Source organism: Prevotella melaninogenica (assembly GCF_018127925.1).
Taxonomy (GTDB): Bacteria; Bacteroidota; Bacteroidia; order Bacteroidales; family Bacteroidaceae; genus Prevotella; species Prevotella melaninogenica_C.
This window is the reverse complement of sequence record NZ_CP072348.1, coordinates 1,176,728-1,198,589: the sequence shown is the minus strand read 5'-3', so window position 1 is coordinate 1,198,589 and position 21,862 is coordinate 1,176,728. Positions and strand designations below refer to the sequence as shown.

At 42.2% G+C, this 21,862-nt stretch carries 22 protein-coding genes; 17 read left to right on the top strand and 5 right to left on the bottom strand.

What is annotated here, in order from left to right:
* Positions 1 to 4 precede the first annotated feature (4 nt).
* Positions 5 to 1,447, bottom strand: coding sequence for a lipopolysaccharide biosynthesis protein (locus J4861_RS10530; protein WP_211816792.1), 1,443 nt, complete (start codon positions 1,445 to 1,447; stop codon positions 5 to 7).
* Positions 1,448 to 1,711: 264 nt separating this feature from the next.
* Complete coding sequence (locus tag J4861_RS10525) at positions 1,712 to 2,197, bottom strand: hypothetical protein (protein WP_249110835.1); 486 nt, start codon at positions 2,195 to 2,197, stop codon at positions 1,712 to 1,714.
* Positions 2,198 to 2,534: 337 nt separating this feature from the next.
* Between J4861_RS10525 and J4861_RS10520 the strand changes: the two genes are divergently transcribed.
* The 8 genes from J4861_RS10520 to J4861_RS10485 all read left to right on the top strand — a co-directional run bounded on the left by J4861_RS10520 (position 2,535) and on the right by J4861_RS10485 (position 9,019).
* Positions 2,535 to 3,365, top strand: coding sequence for a LicD family protein (locus tag J4861_RS10520; protein WP_211816790.1), 831 nt, complete (start codon positions 2,535 to 2,537; stop codon positions 3,363 to 3,365).
* A 76-nt stretch (positions 3,366 to 3,441) separates the two neighbouring features.
* Positions 3,442 to 4,176 (top strand): IspD/TarI family cytidylyltransferase, encoded by a 735-nt coding sequence (locus J4861_RS10515; RefSeq protein WP_211816789.1) that lies wholly within the window; start codon positions 3,442 to 3,444, stop codon positions 4,174 to 4,176.
* Between the two features lie 55 nt (positions 4,177 to 4,231).
* On the top strand, positions 4,232 to 5,281 hold the full coding sequence (locus tag J4861_RS10510; protein ID WP_211816788.1) for an NAD-dependent epimerase/dehydratase family protein: 1,050 nt from the start codon (positions 4,232 to 4,234) through the stop codon (positions 5,279 to 5,281).
* Positions 5,278 to 6,180 (top strand): hypothetical protein, encoded by a 903-nt coding sequence (locus J4861_RS10505; RefSeq protein WP_211816787.1) that lies wholly within the window; start codon positions 5,278 to 5,280, stop codon positions 6,178 to 6,180. The genes J4861_RS10510 and J4861_RS10505 overlap by 4 nt, the downstream gene beginning before the upstream one ends.
* Positions 6,181 to 6,369: 189 nt before the next feature.
* Positions 6,370 to 6,567, top strand: a complete 198-nt coding sequence (locus J4861_RS10500) for a hypothetical protein (protein WP_211816786.1) — start codon at positions 6,370 to 6,372, stop codon at positions 6,565 to 6,567.
* A 166-nt stretch (positions 6,568 to 6,733) separates the two neighbouring features.
* Entirely contained in the window at positions 6,734 to 8,230 is a 1,497-nt protein-coding gene (locus tag J4861_RS10495; protein ID WP_211816785.1) for a leucine-rich repeat domain-containing protein, read from the top strand.
* Between the two features lie 13 nt (positions 8,231 to 8,243).
* Positions 8,244 to 8,435 carry a hypothetical protein gene (locus J4861_RS10490; RefSeq protein WP_211816784.1) on the top strand — a complete coding sequence of 64 codons (192 nt, stop codon included), beginning with the start codon at positions 8,244 to 8,246 and terminating at the stop codon, positions 8,433 to 8,435.
* Between the two features lie 113 nt (positions 8,436 to 8,548).
* Positions 8,549 to 9,019: an HU family DNA-binding protein gene (locus J4861_RS10485; protein WP_211816783.1), complete on the top strand. Its 471-nt coding sequence runs from the start codon at positions 8,549 to 8,551 to the stop codon at positions 9,017 to 9,019.
* 214 nt (positions 9,020 to 9,233) lie between these two features.
* Here the strand turns inward: J4861_RS10485 and nadD are convergent, their stop codons facing one another.
* The 3 genes from nadD to J4861_RS10470 all read right to left on the bottom strand — a co-directional run bounded on the left by nadD (position 9,234) and on the right by J4861_RS10470 (position 12,163).
* Positions 9,234 to 9,860: a nicotinate (nicotinamide) nucleotide adenylyltransferase gene (gene nadD / locus J4861_RS10480; RefSeq protein WP_211816782.1), complete on the bottom strand. Its 627-nt coding sequence runs from the start codon at positions 9,858 to 9,860 to the stop codon at positions 9,234 to 9,236.
* Positions 9,861 to 9,875: 15 nt separating this feature from the next.
* Entirely contained in the window at positions 9,876 to 11,081 is a 1,206-nt protein-coding gene (gmk, locus tag J4861_RS10475) for a guanylate kinase (protein WP_249110834.1), read from the bottom strand.
* Between the two features lie 203 nt (positions 11,082 to 11,284).
* Positions 11,285 to 12,163, bottom strand: coding sequence for a YicC/YloC family endoribonuclease (locus tag J4861_RS10470; RefSeq protein ID WP_211816781.1), 879 nt, complete (start codon positions 12,161 to 12,163; stop codon positions 11,285 to 11,287).
* 90 nt (positions 12,164 to 12,253) lie between these two features.
* On the opposite strand from J4861_RS10470, the gene tsaB reads away from it, so the two are divergent.
* The 9 genes from tsaB (at position 12,254) to J4861_RS10425 (ending at position 21,605) form a co-directional block, all read left to right on the top strand.
* The gene (gene tsaB / locus J4861_RS10465; protein ID WP_211816780.1) at positions 12,254 to 12,946 is read left to right on the top strand and encodes a tRNA (adenosine(37)-N6)-threonylcarbamoyltransferase complex dimerization subunit type 1 TsaB; all 693 of its coding nucleotides are present in this window, start codon (positions 12,254 to 12,256) and stop codon (positions 12,944 to 12,946) included.
* 57 nt (positions 12,947 to 13,003) lie between these two features.
* Complete coding sequence (locus tag J4861_RS10460; RefSeq protein ID WP_211816779.1) at positions 13,004 to 13,603, top strand: DUF4290 domain-containing protein; 600 nt, start codon at positions 13,004 to 13,006, stop codon at positions 13,601 to 13,603.
* An 11-nt stretch (positions 13,604 to 13,614) separates the two neighbouring features.
* Complete coding sequence (gene murA / locus J4861_RS10455) at positions 13,615 to 14,928, top strand: UDP-N-acetylglucosamine 1-carboxyvinyltransferase (protein WP_025836873.1); 1,314 nt, start codon at positions 13,615 to 13,617, stop codon at positions 14,926 to 14,928.
* Positions 14,929 to 15,178: 250 nt separating this feature from the next.
* Entirely contained in the window at positions 15,179 to 15,700 is a 522-nt protein-coding gene (gene rimM / locus J4861_RS10450) for a ribosome maturation factor RimM (protein WP_211816778.1), read from the top strand.
* Positions 15,701 to 15,725: 25 nt separating this feature from the next.
* On the top strand, positions 15,726 to 16,883 hold the full coding sequence (locus J4861_RS10445; RefSeq protein WP_211816777.1) for a 1-deoxy-D-xylulose-5-phosphate reductoisomerase: 1,158 nt from the start codon (positions 15,726 to 15,728) through the stop codon (positions 16,881 to 16,883).
* 14 nt (positions 16,884 to 16,897) lie between these two features.
* Positions 16,898 to 18,298, top strand: a complete 1,401-nt coding sequence (gene rseP, locus J4861_RS10440) for an RIP metalloprotease RseP (protein ID WP_211816776.1) — start codon at positions 16,898 to 16,900, stop codon at positions 18,296 to 18,298.
* A gap of 689 nt (positions 18,299 to 18,987) precedes the next feature.
* On the top strand, positions 18,988 to 19,194 hold the full coding sequence (locus tag J4861_RS10435) for a hypothetical protein (protein ID WP_211816775.1): 207 nt from the start codon (positions 18,988 to 18,990) through the stop codon (positions 19,192 to 19,194).
* Positions 19,195 to 19,253: 59 nt separating this feature from the next.
* Positions 19,254 to 20,807 carry a hypothetical protein gene (locus tag J4861_RS10430; protein ID WP_211816774.1) on the top strand — a complete coding sequence of 518 codons (1,554 nt, stop codon included), beginning with the start codon at positions 19,254 to 19,256 and terminating at the stop codon, positions 20,805 to 20,807.
* A 354-nt stretch (positions 20,808 to 21,161) separates the two neighbouring features.
* Entirely contained in the window at positions 21,162 to 21,605 is a 444-nt protein-coding gene (locus J4861_RS10425; RefSeq protein ID WP_211816773.1) for an HU family DNA-binding protein, read from the top strand.
* The last annotated feature ends 257 nt before the right edge of the window (positions 21,606 to 21,862 follow it).

Genomic DNA, 21,862 nt, shown 5'->3' with positions numbered 1-21,862 from the left:
GCTATTACCCTTTCTTACGATGAAAGTAATTGAGACACTCCTTTAGTGTTTGCGAACCTCCCCACTTCATAACGATATAATAGAGTAGGGCTGCCAAGACGACTCTCGTCAATAATAGAAGTAGAAGATTCTGTATCCATAAGGTAATGAGATAGGTTGAAATCATTACCGCAACAGATGTTAATAGATAAGGGTAAATATCCTTAAGGATATCTATGAAGCGTATGCCAATCTCTTTATGTGCAAAGAACTGCCACACACCCAACCAAAGGACAGTAATAGCTGTATAGACACTCACCATGAAGACGATTCCTTGTTGGTAACAAAGGACAATGAGTCCTACCTGTGCTACGATTAATAAGACCGTACACCACATGTAAACAGCAGACTTACCACGGCTAAGGATGAGGTTTTGATACATTGTATAAAAGGGTAGGAAGGCACCGCTAATACAAAGAATACGCAACAAAGGAATACTCTCTATCCATTTATCTGATATAAGAAGAATGATAAATTCGTGCGATATCATCGCTAATCCGAACATAGCGGGAAAGACCAAAAAGGCAGTAAAACGCATCATTTTTCTAAACACATTTACTTGCCTTTTGACGTCATTATTCACCTCTACCAATACTGGTTGCGCTACTTGTGACACTGTTCCTGATACAAATGTGCTTGCCATTGTGTCCCACTTGAAGGCTTGAGAGAAGTTTCCCACCACCTTTGCTGAGTATAAACGACCGAAGATAAAGGTTAGAATATTCTGACTAATTGTATTGACAATCGTCGTCACAAGAATCTTATAACTAAAGGAAAACATCTTCTTTACAGGGGTAAAGTCGATGTGAAAAGAGGGGCGCCAAGGAATAATAAAGAAACGCCACAGACTTGTAAGACTAATATAAAGCACCTGCTGCCAAGCCAAACTCCAATAAGCATAACCCTTTAATGCTAAGATGATTCCTACCACACCCGAAACAATAAGGCTGGTGATACGCAGCAAAGCTGTCTCTTTGACCATCATGTTTTTAAAAAGATAAGCCGATGGGGCAGTACCTAAAGACGAAAAAAGCAGTGATGCAAAGATGAAACGGGATAGACTGATAAGCTCTGAATGATGAAAGAAAGCTGCAATCAGAGGGGCTGAAAAGAAGAGGACTATATATGAAATCCAACCCATTATAGCACTAAACCAAAAGACTGAATTATAATCATTATCCGTTGGACGCTCCATATTGGCAAGTGCAGTAGTAAATCCACTTTCCTGCAATGCCCCTGCAATCGCTGTAAAAACAGCCAACATTCCCACCAATCCATAGTCGGTTGGTGTGAGCAGACGTGCCAAAAAGATTCCAATTACAATATTCAGCAGTTGCATCGTACCATTGTTCAATGCACCCCAAAAGAGTCCTTTGGCTGTTTTCTCCTTGAGTGTTTCTTTTTCCATTAGCTTTTGTATCTCTATGATACGCTATTTCTTATCTCCTCCTCAGAGTATGTTCTATCTAAAAAAGAGCTTAGCTGTCTTCTGCTATATAAAGTTTCCTTCGTGAAAGTACTTTTTTTCATAGGTGTAGAAAGGGAAGATATTATTTCTTCTTTCCCACCTTGATTGGCAGAATCCATTTAGCATGCAAATATAACGCTTTTCTTTGGAAAAGCCAAATCCTACATACTTTGGAATGGTAAAGGCGCTTTCCTACGGCTATATTTATCTCTTTTGCTTTTTAAGGAAGTCTTCAATCGCTGCTGTACTTTTTAATTTGGTTGTATCAACATCATGGAGTTCACTGAAATAAACTTCATGATAGAAGGTACCACAGTGTTCCATAATCTGTATTTTATCCATCTGTGTTGCGAATAGTGCCTTAATAATTGTTACCTGATACTTATCGTCTTCAAACGTTATCTTGGTTGAATCATTCCTTAAGTTCCATAACCATCCAAAGAGTAGTTGTGCGATAATGATGAGAGGAATGCTCAACCATAACAGAGTATGCAAACAACCGATAGCAGCATTACCATCTTCCTTCCACCTCCGCTTGATATAGCGAATAATGAAGAATAGCAATATCCAAGGTAAAGTGCAGACAACTATGATGTCCGCATTACTCCATAATCTCCAAGGTGATATGCAATTGATTACCAGCCAAACTACCTCAAGCAACAATAGGTAACCTAAGAGTTTTCTGATCATCCCATAAATCTTATGCTTTCCAGTCAACATTTCCTATATAAATGTAATCTCTTTCTATGTTTTATACTATCAGTAATAACCTCATTTATCATTTTTAATTGGCGTGTAATTACTCCGCACATATGGTGCGGAGGGCAAACACCATTGGTGCTAAGCGTAAACACCACTCGTGCGGAGGGCAAACACCAACACAAACAGCAATAAAGTTGACACCTAATTACCTCCGCAAATATAAGTATATTAGTTCGAATCATGAAATCAAAACATAAGTTTTTAAAGAGACAGAAGGCGAAGTCATAATCTTTTATTATCTTTGCAACAAGTATATTAACGGAAAATGATTGAAACTTTCAACACAGGAGAGACACAAGAAAGCCTCCGACAGGAATATAACCCAGACGGTTCTGTGCTAAGAAAAGCACAGTTGCGACTTCTCGATATGGCTATCTATCTGCAGGAGACTGCTAAAAAGATAGGCATACCCTGCCGTCTTGATGGCGGAAATGTGTTAGGGGCAATGCGTCATGGAGGCTTTATTCCTTGGGATGACGACATTGACATGGTTGTAGACTACAAGGATTTCAAACGTCTCTGTGACTATTTGAAGGCACATCCACACCCTCAATACGTCTTACAAGACAACGATACGGACCCAGGTTTCTATAAGGAATGGGCTTGTCTGCGTGATTTAAAAAGCGAGAACAGAAGTCATGATAATCAGCAGAGTGCTGACCGAAGAATGCATGAGGCGCAGAAGTTCAGAGGACTTCATGTAGACATCTTCCCCTATGAGGGTAATATGATTCCTTGGTTACAGCGTTTGGCAGCCAAACTATCCGTCAATGTGAATTTAAAGTTAGCCGGTCGTTATCCTCTCTTGGCACAAATGAGTTATAAGTTTCTACATATCATCGTCTTTCCTGTGTTCCGCTTGGTTGGGAAACTGTTTGGTAATCCCGACCTCTATATGCACTCTTACGGTGCATGGTTTTATGAGCAGAACCCGCGTCGTTGCATGATACCACATAAAGATATCGTTTTTGAAGGTCATACCTTTGAAGGTCCAGCCGATGCTGATGAGTTATGTCGTATCGCCTATGGGAACTACATGGACTTACCACCAAGGGACAAGCGTGATAGACACAAGATAGATGTCGTCTTTAAGTAGTAAGGCGGTACGGCAATGTGCGTGTCAGTAGACAGTGATATCCCCATCTTATAATAACAATAAGCCAAATATAGTTATGAACATAGCAGTAATCTTTGCAGGAGGTTCAGGACTACGTATGCACACGAAGTCGCGCCCTAAGCAGTTTCTTGACCTAAACGGAAAGCCGATAATCATCTATACATTAGAGTTGTTCGATAACCATCCGAACATAGATGCTATTGTAGTCGCATGTATTGAAGGTTGGATTCCTTTCCTTGAGAAACAGCTCCGTAAGTTTGAGATTAATAAGGTAGTGAAGATTATACCCGGTGGAAAGTCTGGACAGGAGTCTATCTACAAGGGACTGTGTGCTGCAGAGGAATATGTGCAGAGCAAGGGTGTAAGCAATGAAGAGACAACCGTTCTTATTCACGATGGTGTTCGTCCGCTGATAACAGAAGAGACGATAACAGATAACATCAAGAAAGTTGAAGAGGTCGGGAGTTGTATCACTTGTATCCCAGCAACAGAAACACTTATCGTGAAGCAGGCTGACGATGCTTTGGAGATTCCTTCACGTGCCGATTCGTTCATTGCTCGTGCACCACAGAGTTTCCGTTTGATTGATATAATAACTGCTCATAGACGCTCCTTGGCGGAAGGAAAAGCCGATTTCATCGATTCTTGTACGATGATGAGCCACTATGGTTATAAGTTAGGGACGATTATCGGACCGATGGAGAATATTAAGATTACAACCCCAACAGACTTTTTCGTGCTGCGTGCGATGGTGAAGGTGCATGAGGATCAGCAGATATTCGGATTGTAAAGTTGTTGTTATGTGTCGATGGAACGGGGAATTTTTATAACTTTATAGGGTGAGAATGAAGGAAAGAATACTAAAAGAAGATATAAGCTATTTTGCTGATACGTTTCCTTTCTCAGCAGCATTGGAAGGGAAGACGATAGCTGTAACGGGAGCAACAGGCTTGTTGGGCGCGTGTATGGTACGTTGCCTGTTGGCTCTACACACAGAAAAAGGTATCAACTTACACGTGGTGGCTGTTGTAAGGAACGTGCAGAAAGCAGAGAGAATGTTTGGTCAGGCAAGCGATGAAATCAGCTATTATTCCTATGACTTCTCTTGTGTTGAACCATTCATACCTACGAAAAAGATAGACTACCTCTTTCATTTCGCTGCTCCGACAGCTTCAAAAGATTTCGTTGAACACCCTGTAGAGACGATGAATACGGTCTATGGGGGTATGCAAAACCTATTGTCTTACGCCCATCAGAATGGAGTAAGTTCGATGGTGTTAGCCTCAACGTTAGAAGTCTATGGTACAGTTACTGACGACCGACGCCCACTTACGGAAGACATGCAGGGGTATCTTGACCCAATGGCAACTCGTAGCAGTTATCCGTTAGCAAAGAGAGCTGCTGAGGCATTGTGCCATAATTATGCAGACGAGTATGGAGTCCACGTGAAAGTGGCACGTTTGGCACAGACTTTCGGTGCTGGTGTGAATGGTAATGACAATCGTGTCTTTGCGCAATTTGCACGCAGTGTTATGAAGAATGAGGATATCATTCTACATACGACAGGCGAGCTCAGTCGTTGCTATTGCTATACGATAGATGCTGTTACGGCAATGCTGTATATTCTCTTACGTGGTAAGGATGGAGAAGCATATAATGTAGCAAACGAAGACACTTATATCTCTATCCGTGAGATGGCAGAGTTGGTTGCTTCGACGTTTAATCCTCAGAGAGTAAAGGTGGTGATACAGCCACAAGAGGGGTTAGGATATTCGCCAACAACCAAGCTCAGACTTGCCACACAGCGTATTCAGGAGTTAGGATGGAAACCTCATTATGGGTTAAAGGAGATGTTCCGTCGACTCATCCTTTCAATGGAGGAAGAACTGGTATGAGTAGTTTTCTGCAACGGATAAGAGAGAGCCTTTTCCATGTCTACGACCGAAAAGACTTGCGAAGATGGGAGGGCGACCCGAAGAATGAGCTGCCTATCTATGGTGTTTATCATGTCATGTTAGACACTGGATGGGAGCCATTGGTGAGAAGGCAGATTGATAACCTGCGTAAGAGCGGTCTGCTGGATGCGACAACGACTTTCTTTGTGAGTTGTATAGCAGGCAATCAAGCAGATGTGGAATGTTTGAAGCGTATTATCAATAGTGATAAGCTCGTGATAATATCTAATGTCACCGATCCTAAGCGGTATGAGTATCCTGCCTTAGAGTTTATTAAGCAACTGTCTGAAAAGGAGGATTGTCTTTTCTATTACTTCCATACGAAGGGTATCTCTTACCAGTCGCTAACTTCTAACGATCGTCTCTTCTGCTCTTTTAAGCAGAAGATAGAGGCTTGGAGAGAGATGTTGGAATATTTCATCTTTGATAAGTGGAAGGTTGCCGTGAATGTTCTGAATGAAGGATACGATACTTATAGCTGTTATCGATGGCCACCACGCAACTATACCATGTATTCTGGCAGTTTCTGGTGGGCAAAGTCGGCTTATATAAGGACACTACCAACTTTTGATAAAGCGGTTATCTCTACCAATCGTTTCTATTCTGAAGTTTGGCTTTTTGAGCGGAGTCATCGACAGTTCTCGGCATTTGACACAATAGCCGACCTCTACTTCGTAAGGATTCCTCGTTCTATCTATACGGACGAGCAGACAAAGTGGTTTGATAAGGTTTGCTTCTCGTTTACTTATAATATGCGGAAAATAGAAAAGCATATCTTCAAATACAATTATAAGAAACGGTGTCAGAAACGTTTCCAGAAGCTCAAGAATGAGATATAATATAAGGTGATGGATTGTTTAGAGAGCTTTGTTCTTACTCAATCCTCCTTGTTGTCGATAGTTATTCTTTTATTTGTAAGCTCTTAGGGCTGGGGACTAATATCTTGTCTATTTTTTATTTTTTCTTGATTTACTTTGGTAATTTAATATTTTTTGTTACTTTTGCGTCCGAATTAGAGATTAATCACGATGATACAAGCAATAAATAATAATTTTAATAAGCGTAGCGCCTCATTCAACGAAGGTGTTAGCCACGCTATTGTTGTATCTAATTCATTGATGGACGAGAGTAAGAAAGTTGAAAAAAATATAGCTAATTATTTGGTAGTTCCAAATAATTTTGTACTCTCTCTCTCTCTCTCTCTCTCTCTCTTAGGCCAGGACTAATCTCCCCACTTTTTTCTTCTTGCGTACGCGCGCGAGGCTCGCCGTGTATAACCCTTGTAAACAAAGGACTTTTAGGAGTTTCCTTTGTTCTTTTTTTGTGTCCCAACTTAATTAGTTGATAAACCAGATTTAAGACAATAATATTAATCAAATAATGAACAAAATTATGAGAAAACTTTTATCCACTTTATTATTACTTGTGGTTGTTCTGAAATTACAAGCACAAGTGACGCCAGACTTTACGGTAACTAGTTCACAAGGAATTCCTTTTTCTTATAAAATCTTGTCTGGAAGTGAGAAGCATCTAGATGCATCGCAGAATGAAGTTGAGGCCATGGGGACGATAAATGCTCCGACAATAGATGTTATAATTCCTTCAAGTGTTATTTATGGAGGAACAACCTATGTTGTTACTGCCATAGGTGATTTTAGCTATTCTAAAATGAAATCACTTACTTTCCCACCAACGGTCCATAATTTGGGCTCCCCCGATGGAACAAGTTTTCAAGCTGTTAGTATACAAAACGTATATATCCCATCTACAGTTACTTCAATAGAACAAACAGCTTTTACTTGGAGTTCTGGTATAGGTGATATATGGTTGCCTAGCACTGGATTAAAGAAGATTGGTGAGATTGCTTTTGTTACTAATACTTTAGTACATGGTTTAGCGCAATCTCAAGTAGAATATATAGACAGAAACGCCTTTGGAAGTTACTATATGACATCATCTCCTGCCCATATCAATTCTTTAGCGGTATTACCTCCTACAATCAGAGAAATTGGTGATAATGCTTTTCATGCAAATTGGACAGATGGACTACCCCTTGACGAAGTTGTTATCCCTGCTTCTCTGGAACGCCTTGGAGATTATGTCTACAATATAGCACATGACGTCTACATCAAGGGAGATAATCCGTTTACGCTTGGCACAACTCCATTCGGCACACAATCAACATTAAAAATACATGTACCAGTGGACCGTAGCTTCGCTTTCAAGGCGGCATCAGACTGGTCAAGCTATACGGATAAGATTGTTGAGGAACTCAAGATAGGTGCAACCGGTTACACAACCTATTATCTAGAGAACGAGAACTTCCAAGTTCCTACGGGCTGTACAGCATATATCATCACAGGTAGCACGCCAAGCGGAAGTATCAGTACTCCTGATCAAGCCGATGTGAAAGCCTTTGGAGCAGGCAAGATTATCCCAAAGCAAACGGGCTTCGTTCTGCAAGGTCCAGCTAACAGTACGGTTGTTTACCAAGCAAATGTGACAGGAACAGAAGAGAACGTAACAGGTAACCTGCTCGTTGGAACAGCTACCGAACAAGAGTTCTCCGCCACAGGAAAGAAATTCTATGTACTTGCGAATGGTGACCAAAGCATAGGCTTCTACAAGCAAGGTACACGCGGTGGAGCTTCCATCAAATTGCCGGCTCATCGTGCTGGTTTGAGCTTAGACGAATCAATCGCCCGTTCTAAGGAAGCCCTTTTCTTTGATTTCGATGCAGCGCGCGAGAACAGCCAGACAACAGGTATAGAGAATATCAGCAATGCGAAACAGCCTCAAGAGGATGTTGTTTACGACTTGCAAGGTCGCCGTGTGACTAACCCAACGCATGGCATCTATATCATTAACGGAAAGAAAGTAATCAAATAAAACATAGACGACAATGAAAAAGCAGTATATTGCCCCTAACACTAAGGCTATTGAAATGATAACCGATGATAACATCGCCCAATTTGTTATCAGTTCCCACTCTGTTGGTGAGGGTGAAGGATTGGCAAAGCCAGGCTTCTTTGAAGATGAAGACAACGACTCCGATTTCTCGGGTTATGAGTCGGAAGATTCTAAAAGGAATTAAGACCATTCTATAAGGCTGTTCAAGCTGATATAATATCATTCACAAATGCTCCGTGGGCTAAAAGGTCTCGTGCCCACGGAGTTATCATAAAGAGAGACCACCTTAAAGATGATATGGCAAACAAACCTATTCAATTTATCTTAAAAGAGCAGAAGTTAAACATTGGTAAGCAGGCTGGAAAGACTGTAATCGTAGCTCGCCCGACAGGTAGGCAGCGCGTAGATTTCCGTAACTTTTGTGAACGTATTGCTAAGTCAACGACCTTTGACGCACAAGAAGTAGCTGCTGTGCTAAATCTTGCAAGTGAAACCGCTCGTGATATTGTAGCCAATGGCGACATCGTAGAGTTTGGCGACCTTGGAACTTTGACTCCTTCGTTTAAGAGTAAGGCTGTCTTGAAAGGCGAACAGTTTCGTGCACAACAGCACATTGAGAAGCCTGTAGTGAAACTCCTTGCTTCTCGTAAGTATTTCACGCTAAACGATGTTACCTTTGAGCAGGTAACACCAGGGGAAAAGAAAGCAAAGAAGGAAAAGAAGACAGAGAAAAAGAACGAAAATCCAGGTCCAGTTCCTGCAGATTAATAAAGATATAATTCTTTTGTCTAAGACATCCAATGTAAAGTTCGCGAACAAATTCAAAAAAGTTCGCGAACTTTTTTGAATTTGTTCGCGAACTTTTTTGTGGTTGTCATAGCTTGTATGTTTTGAGATGTTGATAAGCGTATAGACAGAGGTATAGGTTTATTTCATATTCAACTAGGTAAACTACTATTGTGAATCGTTCTGGTGAGACAGTTTAGTATAAGTATTGAACATCAGAGATGATAGCCGTAGGTACCAGACCATCGATAGCTTTTCCTTGGCTTACTCGTTGGCGTATATCTGTACTGCTGATATCAATAAAAGGTGTTTGAAGGATAGTGACGCCATGGGGTAGTGACGTTTCTGAGATTCTTTGGTTGTGTCGTGGATAGACTACGATAGGGTAGTGAGTGAGGATATCCTCTGCATGATACCATCGGTCGAAGGCTTCCCAATTGTCGCCACCAACGAGAAGTGTGAAGCGATGAGTGGGGAAGTCATGGCTGAGATGCTGTAGGGTGTTCCAAGTATAAGAAGGTTTCGGAAGTCGGAACTCATAGTCCGAAGCCTTAAAATGAGGGTTATCGGCTATTGCCTTTCGCACTAATTCCAAACGGAGATGGTCAGCTAAAAGCTGCTGGTTCACCTTGAAAGGGTTTTGCGGTGATACCATAAACCACACCTCATCTAAGTTTTCTTTTTCAAGAAAGGCTTTGGCAAGAGCTATATGTCCGTTGTGAATGGGATTGAAGGAACCACCAAAGAAGCCGATGGAAGCCTCCCCCAACCCCTCCGAAGGGAGGGGAGTGCTAATAGGAGTGAAGTGAGATGATGGTTTCATGGTGAGTTTTTTTATCTATTCTATAGATTCGTATTTTCCTGTATGACTTATATTATCTCGAACTACTGTTATTCCTATCTTCTTTTGAATAGCGACGTTATATGATTTAGTTTTTGGGGGAGATGTTAAAAACGCCTTAACAACCTCATAAGTCTCTTGCTTTGCTTTCTCAAGATCGTCATTTACGATTATCTTATCGAATTTTTCAGCGAAGGTAAGCTCCTCTGAAGCCTTAGCAAGGCGGTTTTCAATAGCCTCTGCACTATCAGTTTGTCTACCAACAAGGCGACGACGCAGTTCTTCTACTGATGGAGGTTGGATGAAAAGACTTAAAGCACGGTCGCCATAGAATTTCTTTATGTTACAGCCACCCTTCACATCAACATCGAAGATAACATTCTGGCCTGCTGCAGACTGGCTCTCTACCTGTGATTTTAACGTGCCATAAAAGCGGTCCTCGTATACCTCTTCATACTCAAGGAACTCTCCATTAGCAATTTTCTCTTTGAACTGTTCAGGTGAAAGGAAGATATATTCTACACCATCCTGCTCCGTACCACGTGGTGCACGGGTAGTACAACTAATAGAAAAAGCCAACTTTAGTTCCGGATGTTCTTTCATTAACCACTGAACGATGGTACTCTTACCTGCACCAGAAGGAGCTGAGAGGATGAGTAACCTCCCCCCACCCCTCCGAGGGAGGGGAGTGCCTAACGGACAGTCGTGGGACGTGTTAGAAGACGATGTGATGTTGGAAGTGTTTTCCTGTATTTTAGCTGCTGGTGTTATATTAGCTGATTTGTTTTCAGATAAAAGTTTGTTCATAGCTGTTTTTATTTTGTTTAATACTTTATTGAGATTGTGCAGGACTTCCTCGTTGGTGAATCTAATGATATGAAAACCGAAAGCCATAAGGTAAGCATCTCGTTTTTCATCGCTTAATTTCTGTTCTTCTGCGAGGTGATAATCTCCGTCAACTTCTATTATAAGATTTAATGAAAGACATACGAAGTCAGGGATATAGTCATAGATAGGATGTTGTCGGCGAAAGCGTACACCTAATTGTTTTCCCCTAAGGTATTCCCATAAAAGTGCCTCTGCCTCAGTAGGATGTTTCCTATTATATTTTGCATTTTGACAAAGTAGCTGATAAGTAGAAGCATCATTGGTATAGTAGTGAAGGTTTCCAAAATAATAGTGTCCTTTATCTTTCTTTTCCATAGCTACGACTTAGTTTGTTTGATAATCTATGAATATTTTGACATAGGAGATGTTTCTTATTTGCGATACTATTCCTTATTTTAGAAGAAGGTATGTTTACTCACTTATTTCAATATCCTCATTATCTCCAATTGTAGTGACTACCTTTATCCAACTTTATCCCGTTAGGCACTCCCCTCCTTCGGAGGGGCTGGGGGAGGTCTTTACAATGCATTCAAAACCTGTTCCTTAATCTGCTCCAGCTCGTCCTTCATCTTAACGACGATGTTTTGCATCTCTGCTTGATTGCTCTTAGAGCCAGTGGTATTGATTTCGCGTCCCATTTCTTGTGCGATGAAACCGAGTTTTTTGCCAACACCATGACCACTCTCTTTCATTGTTTCATGGAAGTATTTGAGGTGGTTTGTCAGTCGCTGCTTCTCCTCGTTGATGTCGAGTTTCTCGATGTAGTAAATCAGTTCCTGCTCAAGACGATTCTTATCGTAGTCAACCTCTGGAATCTGTTTGAGACCATCAATAATCTTTTCTCTAATCTTTGGTACACGACTCTTTTCAAAAGGTTCGATGCTCTTCAAAAGATTAGCGATATTGTCAATCTTCTCGGTAAACTTCTTCTGCAATGCCGCACCTTCCTGTTTGCGGAATTCGGTGAGCTTTTCAATAGCCTCGTTGATAGCCTGCTGTGCTACTTCCCATTCCTCGTTATCTAAAACCTCAACTTCAGTTTTTGCTGTTACGTCAGGTAGGCGAAGAAGCGTTGTAAACCAATCCTCTGGCTCTGGGATACCAGTAGATGCAGAGATGGCTTTGATTTGTTTATAATAGTTTTCTACAAGAGCAGTGTTGATAGGAGTGGCGTCAACAGTAGACTCCTTTTCAACCCATAAGGAGAAGTCAACTTTACCGCGTTCTAACTTCTGTGCAAGGAGACGACGGATTTCCATTTCCTTTTCTCTGTAGAGGGGTGCGATGCGTGCTGAGAGGTCGAGTGACTTACTATTAAGTGATTTCACCTCAACATTGATTTTCTTTTCCTTGTAGGCTACAACAGCTTTGCCATAGCCTGTCATTGATAGTATCATGAGCTTTTCGCGTTAATTTTTTGCAAATGTACAAAAAATGTGGAATAAAAAGAGTATATTTGCAAGTTATTTAGAACATAATTGATTTTTATGTCTTGTATATTAAATATTGATACGAGTACAAATGTGTGCTCTGTTGCAGTAAGTCAGGATGGAACTTGTATTTTCGATAAGCAAGATACGCTCGATCCTAAGCATAGAGAAAAGTTAGGAACATTTGTAGATGAGGCACTTGCCTTCATTGATAATAATAACTTGCCATTGGATGCAGTGGCAGTTAGTAGTGGTCCGGGTTCATATACTGGTCTGCGTGTCGGTGTTTCCATGGCAAAGGGAATCTGCTATGGTCGTGGAGTAAAGTTGTTGGCAGTGCCAACCTTGGAACTGTTAGCTGTACCAGTATTGCTTCATCATGAAGAGATTGAGGAAAATGCTCTTCTCATTCCAATGATTGATGCGCGCCGTATGGAAGTTTATTCTGCTGTGTATAATCGTGCTTTGAAAGAAGTACGTGGCATCCAGGCAGATGTAGTCGATGAGAATACCTACAAGGAATATCTTGATCGTGGTTCTGTTTACTTCTTTGGTAATGGTGCAGAGAAGTGTATGGAGATTATCAATCATCCTAATGCACACCTAATCAAGGGTATTGATGCTTTGGCTAAGAATATGTTCCCATTGGCAGAGAAGCGTATTGCACAAGAGAAGTTTGAGGATGTTGCTTACTTCGTTCCATTCTATCTTAAAGACTTTGTCGCTAAGCAGGCAAAGCCATTGCTGTAGATTAGGCTTTAGAATAAGGCTTGACGTCATCACTTAAAATGTAACATTCACTATTCAATGAATATAGAAGGATTAGATTATAACACACAGCGAGAACGACTCATACTGCCACAGTATGGGCGAGAGATACAAAACATGGTGGATTATGCCATTGGGCTTCCTACAAAGGAAGAGCGTCAGCGATGTGCGGAAACCATCATTTCCATTATGGATAGGATGAATGCCCAGAATCGTGGTAACTTTGATCACATGGAAAAGCTCTGGGATCATTTGGCATTGATGGCTAACTTTGAGTTGGATATTGACTATCCTTGCGATGTGTCAGAGGCTTTGAAGATAGCTACTAAGCCAGAACCAATGAGCTATCCCATGTCAAATATTCCAGTAAGGCATTATGGGCGATTACTCTTTGAGGCTTTTGAGGAATTGAAAACAATGGAGCCTGGAGCACGTCGTGATGCATTCGTGCGTTCGGTTGCTAATCAGATGAAACGTAGTCTGATGCAGTGGGGACATGGTACTTGTGATGATGAGAAGATAGCATCTGACCTTGCCCGCTTTACAGACGGTAAGATTCAGTTGGACCTTGATACATTCAAGTTTGAGAAAATTAATGCGAGAGAGTTTGCTCAGCCTCGTAATAAGAAGAAAAAGTAAAATAACGACACATGGAATCCTTTATCATAGAAGGTGGACATCGGCTGAGTGGCACGATTGCTCCACAAGGTGCAAAGAATGAAGCCTTGGAGGTGATTTGCGCAACATTATTGACATCAGAAGAGGTTATCATACGTAATGTTCCTGATATCCTCGATGTGAACAATCTTATCAAGCTTTTACAGGATATTGGTGTAAAGGTTAAGAAGCTTGCTCCTAATGAGTTCTCTTTCCAAGCAGACGAGGTAAACCTCGATTATTTAGAGAGTAGCGACTTTGTGAAGAAGTGCTCTTCTCTGCGTGGAAGTGTCTTGATGATTGGTCCATTGTTGGGTCGTTTTGGTAAGGCTACGATAGCTAAGCCAGGTGGTGACAAGATTGGTCGTCGTCGTTTGGATACCCACTTCCTTGGATTCAAGAATCTTGGTGCACACTTTGGGCGTGTTGAAGACCGTGATGTATATGAGATACAGGCTGATAAGCTTGTTGGTACTTATATGCTATTAGACGAGGCGTCTATTACGGGTACTGCTAATATCATTATGGCAGCAGTGTTGGCAGAAGGAACAACAACAATTTACAACGCAGCTTGTGAGCCTTATATCCAGCAACTCTGTAAGATGCTTAATGCAATGGGTGCAAAGATTAGCGGTATTGCCAGTAACTTGATTACTATCGAGGGCGTGAAGGAATTGCATTCTGCTGACCATAGAATCCTGCCTGATATGATTGAGGTAGGCTCTTTCATTGGTATTGCTGCAATGATTGGTGATGGTGTTCGCATTAAGGATGTGTCCGTTCCTAACTTGGGATTGATACTCGACACCTTCCACCGTCTCGGTGTACAGATAATAGTAGATAATGACGACCTCATCATTCCACGTCAGGACCACTATGTGATAGACTCTTTCATTGATGGAACTATCATGACCATTAGCGATGCGCCATGGCCAGGATTGACACCAGATCTTATCTCTGTGCTGCTCGTAGTTGCTACACAGGCACAGGGTAGCGTACTTTTCCACCAGAAGATGTTTGAGAGTCGCTTGTTCTTCGTGGATAAACTCATTGATATGGGTGCACAGATAATCCTCTGTGATCCTCACCGTGCTGTAGTTGTTGGTCACGATAATGCCAAGAAACTTCGTGCGGGTCGTATGTCAAGTCCTGATATTCGTGCGGGTATTGCACTGCTTATCGCAGCACTGACAGCACAGGGAACAAGTCGTATTGATAATATAGTACAAATCGACCGAGGATATGAGAACATCGAAGGACGCCTCAATGCCCTTGGTGCAAAGATTCAGCGAGCAGAGGTTTGTTAGTCCCATCGTATCTAAAACCGCACTTTGAGAGAGTGTGTTGTGGATTTTAGATAAATAGGGTTGACCTATTCTTGCAAAAGGGTTGACCTATTCTTGCAAAAGGGTTGACGTTTTCTTGCAAAAAGGTTGACCTTTTTCCTCAAAAAGGTAGACGGTTTTGGGCAAAAGGGTCGACCGTTTTATAGAAAAAAACAATTCTGTATTGAAATAAGTTGTAGTTTTATCAGTACTACAGATATAAGATGAAAAGATGATTAAGAAGGAAGAAGTCTATAAGATTGGGCGCATCGGGAAGCCGCATGGCGTACACGGAGAGTTGCAGTTGCAGTTCTCCGATGACGTTTTTGATGTGGTAGATGCCGATTACCTAATATTGGACATTGACGGAATCCTTGTTCCTTTCTTTATAGAGGAATATCGGTTCCGTTCTGATGAGATAGCCCTGATGAAGTTTTGTGACATCAATAGCGATGCACAAGCACGCGAACTGACCGGATGTATTGTCTATTTCCCACGTAAGTTGGCAGAGGAGGGGACAGATGATGTGTCATGGGCGCAGATTGTCAGTTATTCCTTGTTAGATGAAGCAACGAATAATGTGATTGGCAAGATTGTTGCTGTAGATGAAACAACAGTCAATACGCTCTTTGAGGTGAGTACACCTGAAGGCGAGGAAATACTCATTCCTGCCACTGACGAACTTATCGTTGCGACAGACATAGCGTCACAGACGATTACGATGCGGATTCCAGCAGGACTACTTGACCTCTGATTCGCAACATAAACTAAAAGAATTAATGAAAGAACAAATCTGTATATTAGGTTCAACAGGAAGCATTGGTACGCAAGCCCTTGATGTTATCAGTCAGCATTCAGACCTCTATGAGGCTTATGCACTCACTGCTAATCATCGTTGGAAGGAACTTGCTGAGCAGGCTCGTCGCTTTAATCCTGCTGCGGTTGTCATTGCTGATGAGGCTTACTACGAACCTTTGAAGCAAGAACTGGCTGATATGCCTGATATAAAGGTGTATGCTGGTAGTAAAGCCTTAGAAGACATCGTTGAGTCACCATCAATAGATATGGTACTCACTGCGATGGTTGGCTATTCGGGTCTTGCTCCAACAATCCACGCTATCAAAGCAAAGAAGAAGATATGTTTGGCGAATAAGGAGACACTTGTCGTAGCTGGCGAGTTGATTCTTCAGTTGGCTCAACAGTATCACGTGCCTATCTTGCCTGTAGACAGTGAGCATAGCGCTATCTTCCAGAGCTTAGTTGGTGAAGATGCGAATGAGATTGAGAAGATTCTTCTCACCTGTTCTGGTGGACCATTCCGTACCTTTACCCATGAACAGTTGAAGCATGTCACTGCAGCTGATGCTCTCAAGCATCCTACATGGGATATGGGTGCAAAGATTACTATCGATTCCGCGTCTTTGATGAACAAGGGTTTTGAAGTGATAGAAGCTAAGTGGCTCTTTGGTGTGCCTGCTGATAAGATACAAGTGTTGGTTCATCCTCAGTCTATTGTTCACAGTGCGGTACAGTTCTGTGATGGTGGTGTAAAGGCACAGTTAGGTGTTCCAGATATGAGATTACCTATCCAATATGCTTTTTCTTTTCCACAACGTCTACCGTTAGCTGGTGATAGGTTAGACTTCTTCCGTCAACCATTGGAATTCTTTGAACCTGATGTTGAGAAGTTTAAGTGTTTAGCCATGGCATACGAAGCTATCAATAAGGGTGGCAATATGCCTTGTATTGTCAATGCAGCCAACGAAATAGTCAATGAAGGCTTCCGTAAGGGTGCTTGTAGTTTCTTGGCAATGGGCGACATCATTGAGAAGGCAATGCAAACGGTTGCTTTTGATAGCAATCCAGATTATGATGTATATGTGCAGGCGGATGCTGAGGCACGCCGTGTAGCACTTGAGATTATGAATAATAAATAATGAATAGATAAATAATGGAAACATTTCTGATCAGATTGCTCCAGTTTGTTCTGGCAATCTCTCTGCTTGTCCTGCTGCATGAAGGCGGACACATGTTCTTTGCGAAGCTTTTCGGCGTTCGCGTTGAAAAGTTCTTCGTATTCTTCGATGTGGGCATCGGTAAGTGGAAAGGTAAACTCTTCAGTTGGAAACCTAAGAAAGACGATACGGAATATGGTATGGGTTGGCTGCCATTGGGTGGCTACTGCAAGATTTCTGGTATGATAGATGAAAGCTTCGATACCGACCAGATGAAGCAGGAACCACAACCATGGGAGTTCCGTACAAAGCCAGCTTGGCAGCGTCTTTTGATTATGATAGGTGGTGTGTTGGTCAACTTTCTCCTCGCTCTCTTCATTTATTCAATGGTGATGTTCGTATGGGGAGACAGCTATTTCAAGGTGTCTGACATGAGTATGGGTATGCGTTTCAATGCAGAGGCTAAGGCTTTAGGTTTCAAAGACCACGATGTAATGTTGGGAACAGATCAAGGCGCATTCCGTGAGTATGCCAATGTGAATGGCGATTTCTTCCGTCAGATAGCACAGGCTAAGCGTGTGGATGTTCTTCGTAATGGTAAGAAACATAGTATTACTCTGCCTGGTGATTTGGATATGCTCTCAATGATTAAGACGCGTCCTTTGTTTGCAGAGCCTTTCATTCCTGCACAGGTGGATAGCGTGTTGGGTGATACACCAGCAGCGAAAGCAGGTATTAAGGCAGGCGACCTCATTAAGTCTATCAATGGAAAGCCAGTTGAGACATGGACAGATATGAATTATCAGACAGGTGTCTTGAGTGATGTCTTGGCAGTGAAGAATACCCATAAGGATTCTCTTGCAGTTCGTTCTGTTGTGCTGACAGTTCAGCATAAGGGCGCAGCAAAACTCGATACATTAAAACTTATGTTGACACCTGATTTGAAGTTGGGTGTTTTACAGTCAACATTGGCAAGTTATTATAAGCCTGTACAGGAGGAATACTCTTTCTTTGAGAGTTTCCCTGCAGGTATAAAGCATGGTTGGAACGTGCTGCGTGGCTATGTTGGTAACTTCCGTTATCTTGCTTCAGCAGATGGTGCTAAGAGTATTGGAGGCTTCGGAGCTATCGGTAGTCTTTTCCCTCCATTCTGGGACTGGTATATGTTCTGGTCTATGACAGCCTTCTTGAGTATCATGCTTGCCTTCATGAACATTCTTCCTATCCCTGCTTTGGATGGTGGTCATGTGGTATTCCTTCTCTATGAGATGATTACTCGTCGTAAACCGTCAGAGAAATTCATGGTACGTGCGGAGTATGTAGGTATAACCATCCTAATCCTCCTTATGATATTTGCCAACCTTAACGATATTCTTCGTTGGTTGCATATTATGTAATGAGAACATAAAATATTAGTAGTCCTTCTCCCACTTTTATAATTGCTACTCTTCACACCTCCTCTCCTTTATAGGAGAGCGAGGGGGGAGGTAGGACTACTTTTCTTTTCTTTTATTCTTTTATTCCAACTTTTCTTTTTACCTTTGCGCCCGTGAACAAATTAGCAATGACATATCAGATGAATCTAGCACAGCAAAGAAACTTTGATTTCTTTGCCTTTTTTAGTGCTTTATATTTGGTAGTTTCAGATATTTTGCTAACACACACACACACACACACACACACACACACACACACAGGCGCTACTAGCGTTTAATCATACACTTTTTCTTTCATCCTACGCGCGCGCGAAGCGTGGCGTATCCCTTGTAAACAAAGGACTTTACGAAGTTTCCTTTGTTCGCTTTTTTGTGTCCGTTTGCGAGCTGTCAAGAAAGCAAAATAAGAACGTTTTAAGCACTGATTTTATCACAAAAGATAATTGTAATTCTCTCATAATATTTTGTTTTCTCTCGTTGATTTCTCGGGCAGGCAGTGGTAACGCACTGTCTGCCTGTAGAGAGGGAGAGGGCAAGCGGTTAAGAGGAATAGATAATGAGTTTATCAGGATGTATATAATAAAAGGTGAGCAACGAAGCTACATAATAGAGAGTAGATAACAACTATTTTTAATCAAATCAAAAAAGCAATGAGAAAGAAACAAGAAAAGAAGGATTATTCTGCACCACGTTGCATGATAGTTCAAGTAAGCGAAACCACTTATTTAATGGACACGTCTTACCCCGGTCAGCACAACCCAGCCCAATCAGGCGGCACCTCTGGTGATGCGAAGCAGGCTCCAAGCTGGATGACTGAAAGCGAAGAAGCAACAGAGGATTCTTCATGGGAAGACTAACAGAGAGAGTTATTAACCAAGTAAAGAAAACAAAATCACACAAAAAGAAGAAACAGACAATGAAAAAGAAATTATTCAAGACCCGCCTGCTTTCATTCGCAGCTTTCTGCGGGCTCACATTAGCGTTTGCATCCTGTGCCAATGAAGACGTAGCGCAGACCCCAAACAACACAGATAACGACAAGAACCTGACGACCTTTTCAGCAGGTGACCCAACGACACGCACCTCAATGGAGAGCGATGGCAAGTTCTTTTGGGAAGCAGGCGATAAGATTTGGGTAAAGGACGATAACGGCACATGGAACGCAAGTAGCAACTCGCCAACAGGTAAGACAGATAACTTTAAGTTCAGAGTGCCTGGCACTTACACCGCCCACACATCATACGAGGTTTATTACCCTGGTAAGAATGGTAATCAAGACCAAGTAACAATCTCTGCAAACCAAAGTCAATCAGAGCCAAACACAACCACTCACTTCGGTGCAGCAGGCGATTGTGGAATGGCAACGGCAACTAAAGTGTCAGGTAAACAGCAGTTTGCTTTCACCTTAGACCATAAGGCTGCTTATCTTCTCTTCTTGCCTCGTACCAGCAATACAATCTTGCATGACTGTTACTTGACTAAGGTAGAGATAAACTCTGACAACGACATCACTAGTACATATACCCTTAACCCAACAACAGGCGAACTCACAGGTACTGGTACAGGCAAGCAGATTGTCCTCACAACAAAGGGTAGCGGAACATACGCTAACGGTTTTCCTTTAACTAACAACTCCACAAGTGCCGCTACCAACGGTTCTTACGTTGTTATAAAGCCAGGCACCCATACACTCAAGATACGTTATTGGGTAAAGGATATTGCAACAGGTACAGAGGGAACAATAACCAAGACATTAGCATCAGCAACCTACGACCAGAACAAGTATTATAATATCACTGCAAACCTTAACGTAAAGGATTACGACGGCGACCATTACTATATGTGGGACGCTCAGGAACAATACTGGAAAGGATTCGAATGGACAAAGAACTTGCCAGCAGGGGTAGGCCAGCCAACACTTAACGGTAACAGTTCATCAAACTACGCCCAGAACAACACCGACCCTCGTTACTACAACGAGAGTTACCCAGGTTGGGGTGTAAGCAATCCAGCCATCCACTCATGTAAAGATCTTCCTAACGTAAACGAGATGACGTGGTACGCCGCCAAGGGCGATCCCCGTTGGGACAATGACGAGTTATGGACCACTATGGGTCATTTATATAAAGGTGGCATGTGGTTTAAGAAGAGGGCATACATAAGCGGTTACAACAGTAACACTGCTGTTGACGGCACAGATTGGCGTACATCTGGGAGCAGCCGAGTTTGGACCCCATCTGAGATTCTTCCTTCTGCAGCTGACGCAGGCAAATACTTTTACCTACCCGCTAGGGGTCGCTACTACTCTACTGGTGATCTGGACGACATTGGCAGACGCGGCTGGTATTGGTCGTCTAGTGCTGTCTCCTGGAGAACTGATTATGGGTGGTTCATCTATTTCGGCAGAGGTTTCGTCAGGATTTACGACAACGATCGCAGCGACGGGATGAGGGTAGACACTTTTGAGTAGTCCTAAAAGCCCCACCCCGACCCTCCCCGAAAGGGGAAGGAGCCTAACTGGATAAAGGAGGGTGAGAGACAAGAGAAAATCTAACCCATTGGAAGAAAATTTCTAACCTGTTAGAAATTTACAGGGAACGTGTTAGCAAGAAATTTCTAACGGGTCGGAAGAAAATTTCTCTACGGTGAGAAAATTACGTACCTACGGTTGGAAAGAAATTTTTCACAAAGGAAAATTTTCTTCTGACCGTAGGTAATTTTAAAGCTTCCCTTTGGCTGTGGAAATAGATGAGGGGAGTGAGAATTTCCGAGGAATGGAAATACCGTAAAAACTTAAATATTTACTTTTAAAAACAAAACAATTATGAAGATTAAACTCCAAAAGAAAAAGAATCCGCAGAAGCGGACAGAAGAAAAGTATTATGCTAATCCTGTAAATCTTGGGAAGAAGAACCTGCGAGATATTGCGCATGACATTGCAGGGCGTTCTTCGCTGACCCGTGGTGATATCGAAAACGTGCTGGCAAACTTTATGGATTGTCTGCCTCATTACCTCCGCGATGGCTTTAGCGTGCAGTTGGGAGAATTTGGCACGATGCGCTTGACACTTTCAAGCGAGGGAGCTGCAACGGAAAAGGCTTTCAAGACGGAGACGATCAAACCACGCGTAACGTTTACGCCAGGTGTAGAACTGAAAGCTGCGCTGCGCGAGAACTCGTATGAGACGGTGAAAGAAGAAAGCCTCGGTGCTAAGCCTGCGCCTAAAGCTGGAGGCAGCGAGGGAAGCTCAGGGCCTGTACCAGAGTAGCCCTCACCTACTTCCTTTGTAGGAGGGATAGCCTCACCTTTTCCTCTTAGGTGAGGCTATCTTTTTGTATGCTCGGCATGAGCATTATCTAACGGGTGGAAGTCTCGAGTAAGCCCTAATAGCGGGAGTTACATAGTCAAAAGCGAGGGTGTTCATCGTGAGGTGAAATCTGAAGGAAGCTGATGGCAAACATCTGACCTAACGAACAGAAATTTCATACAAGGCATATGACCATGGATAAGATTGCATAACAAATC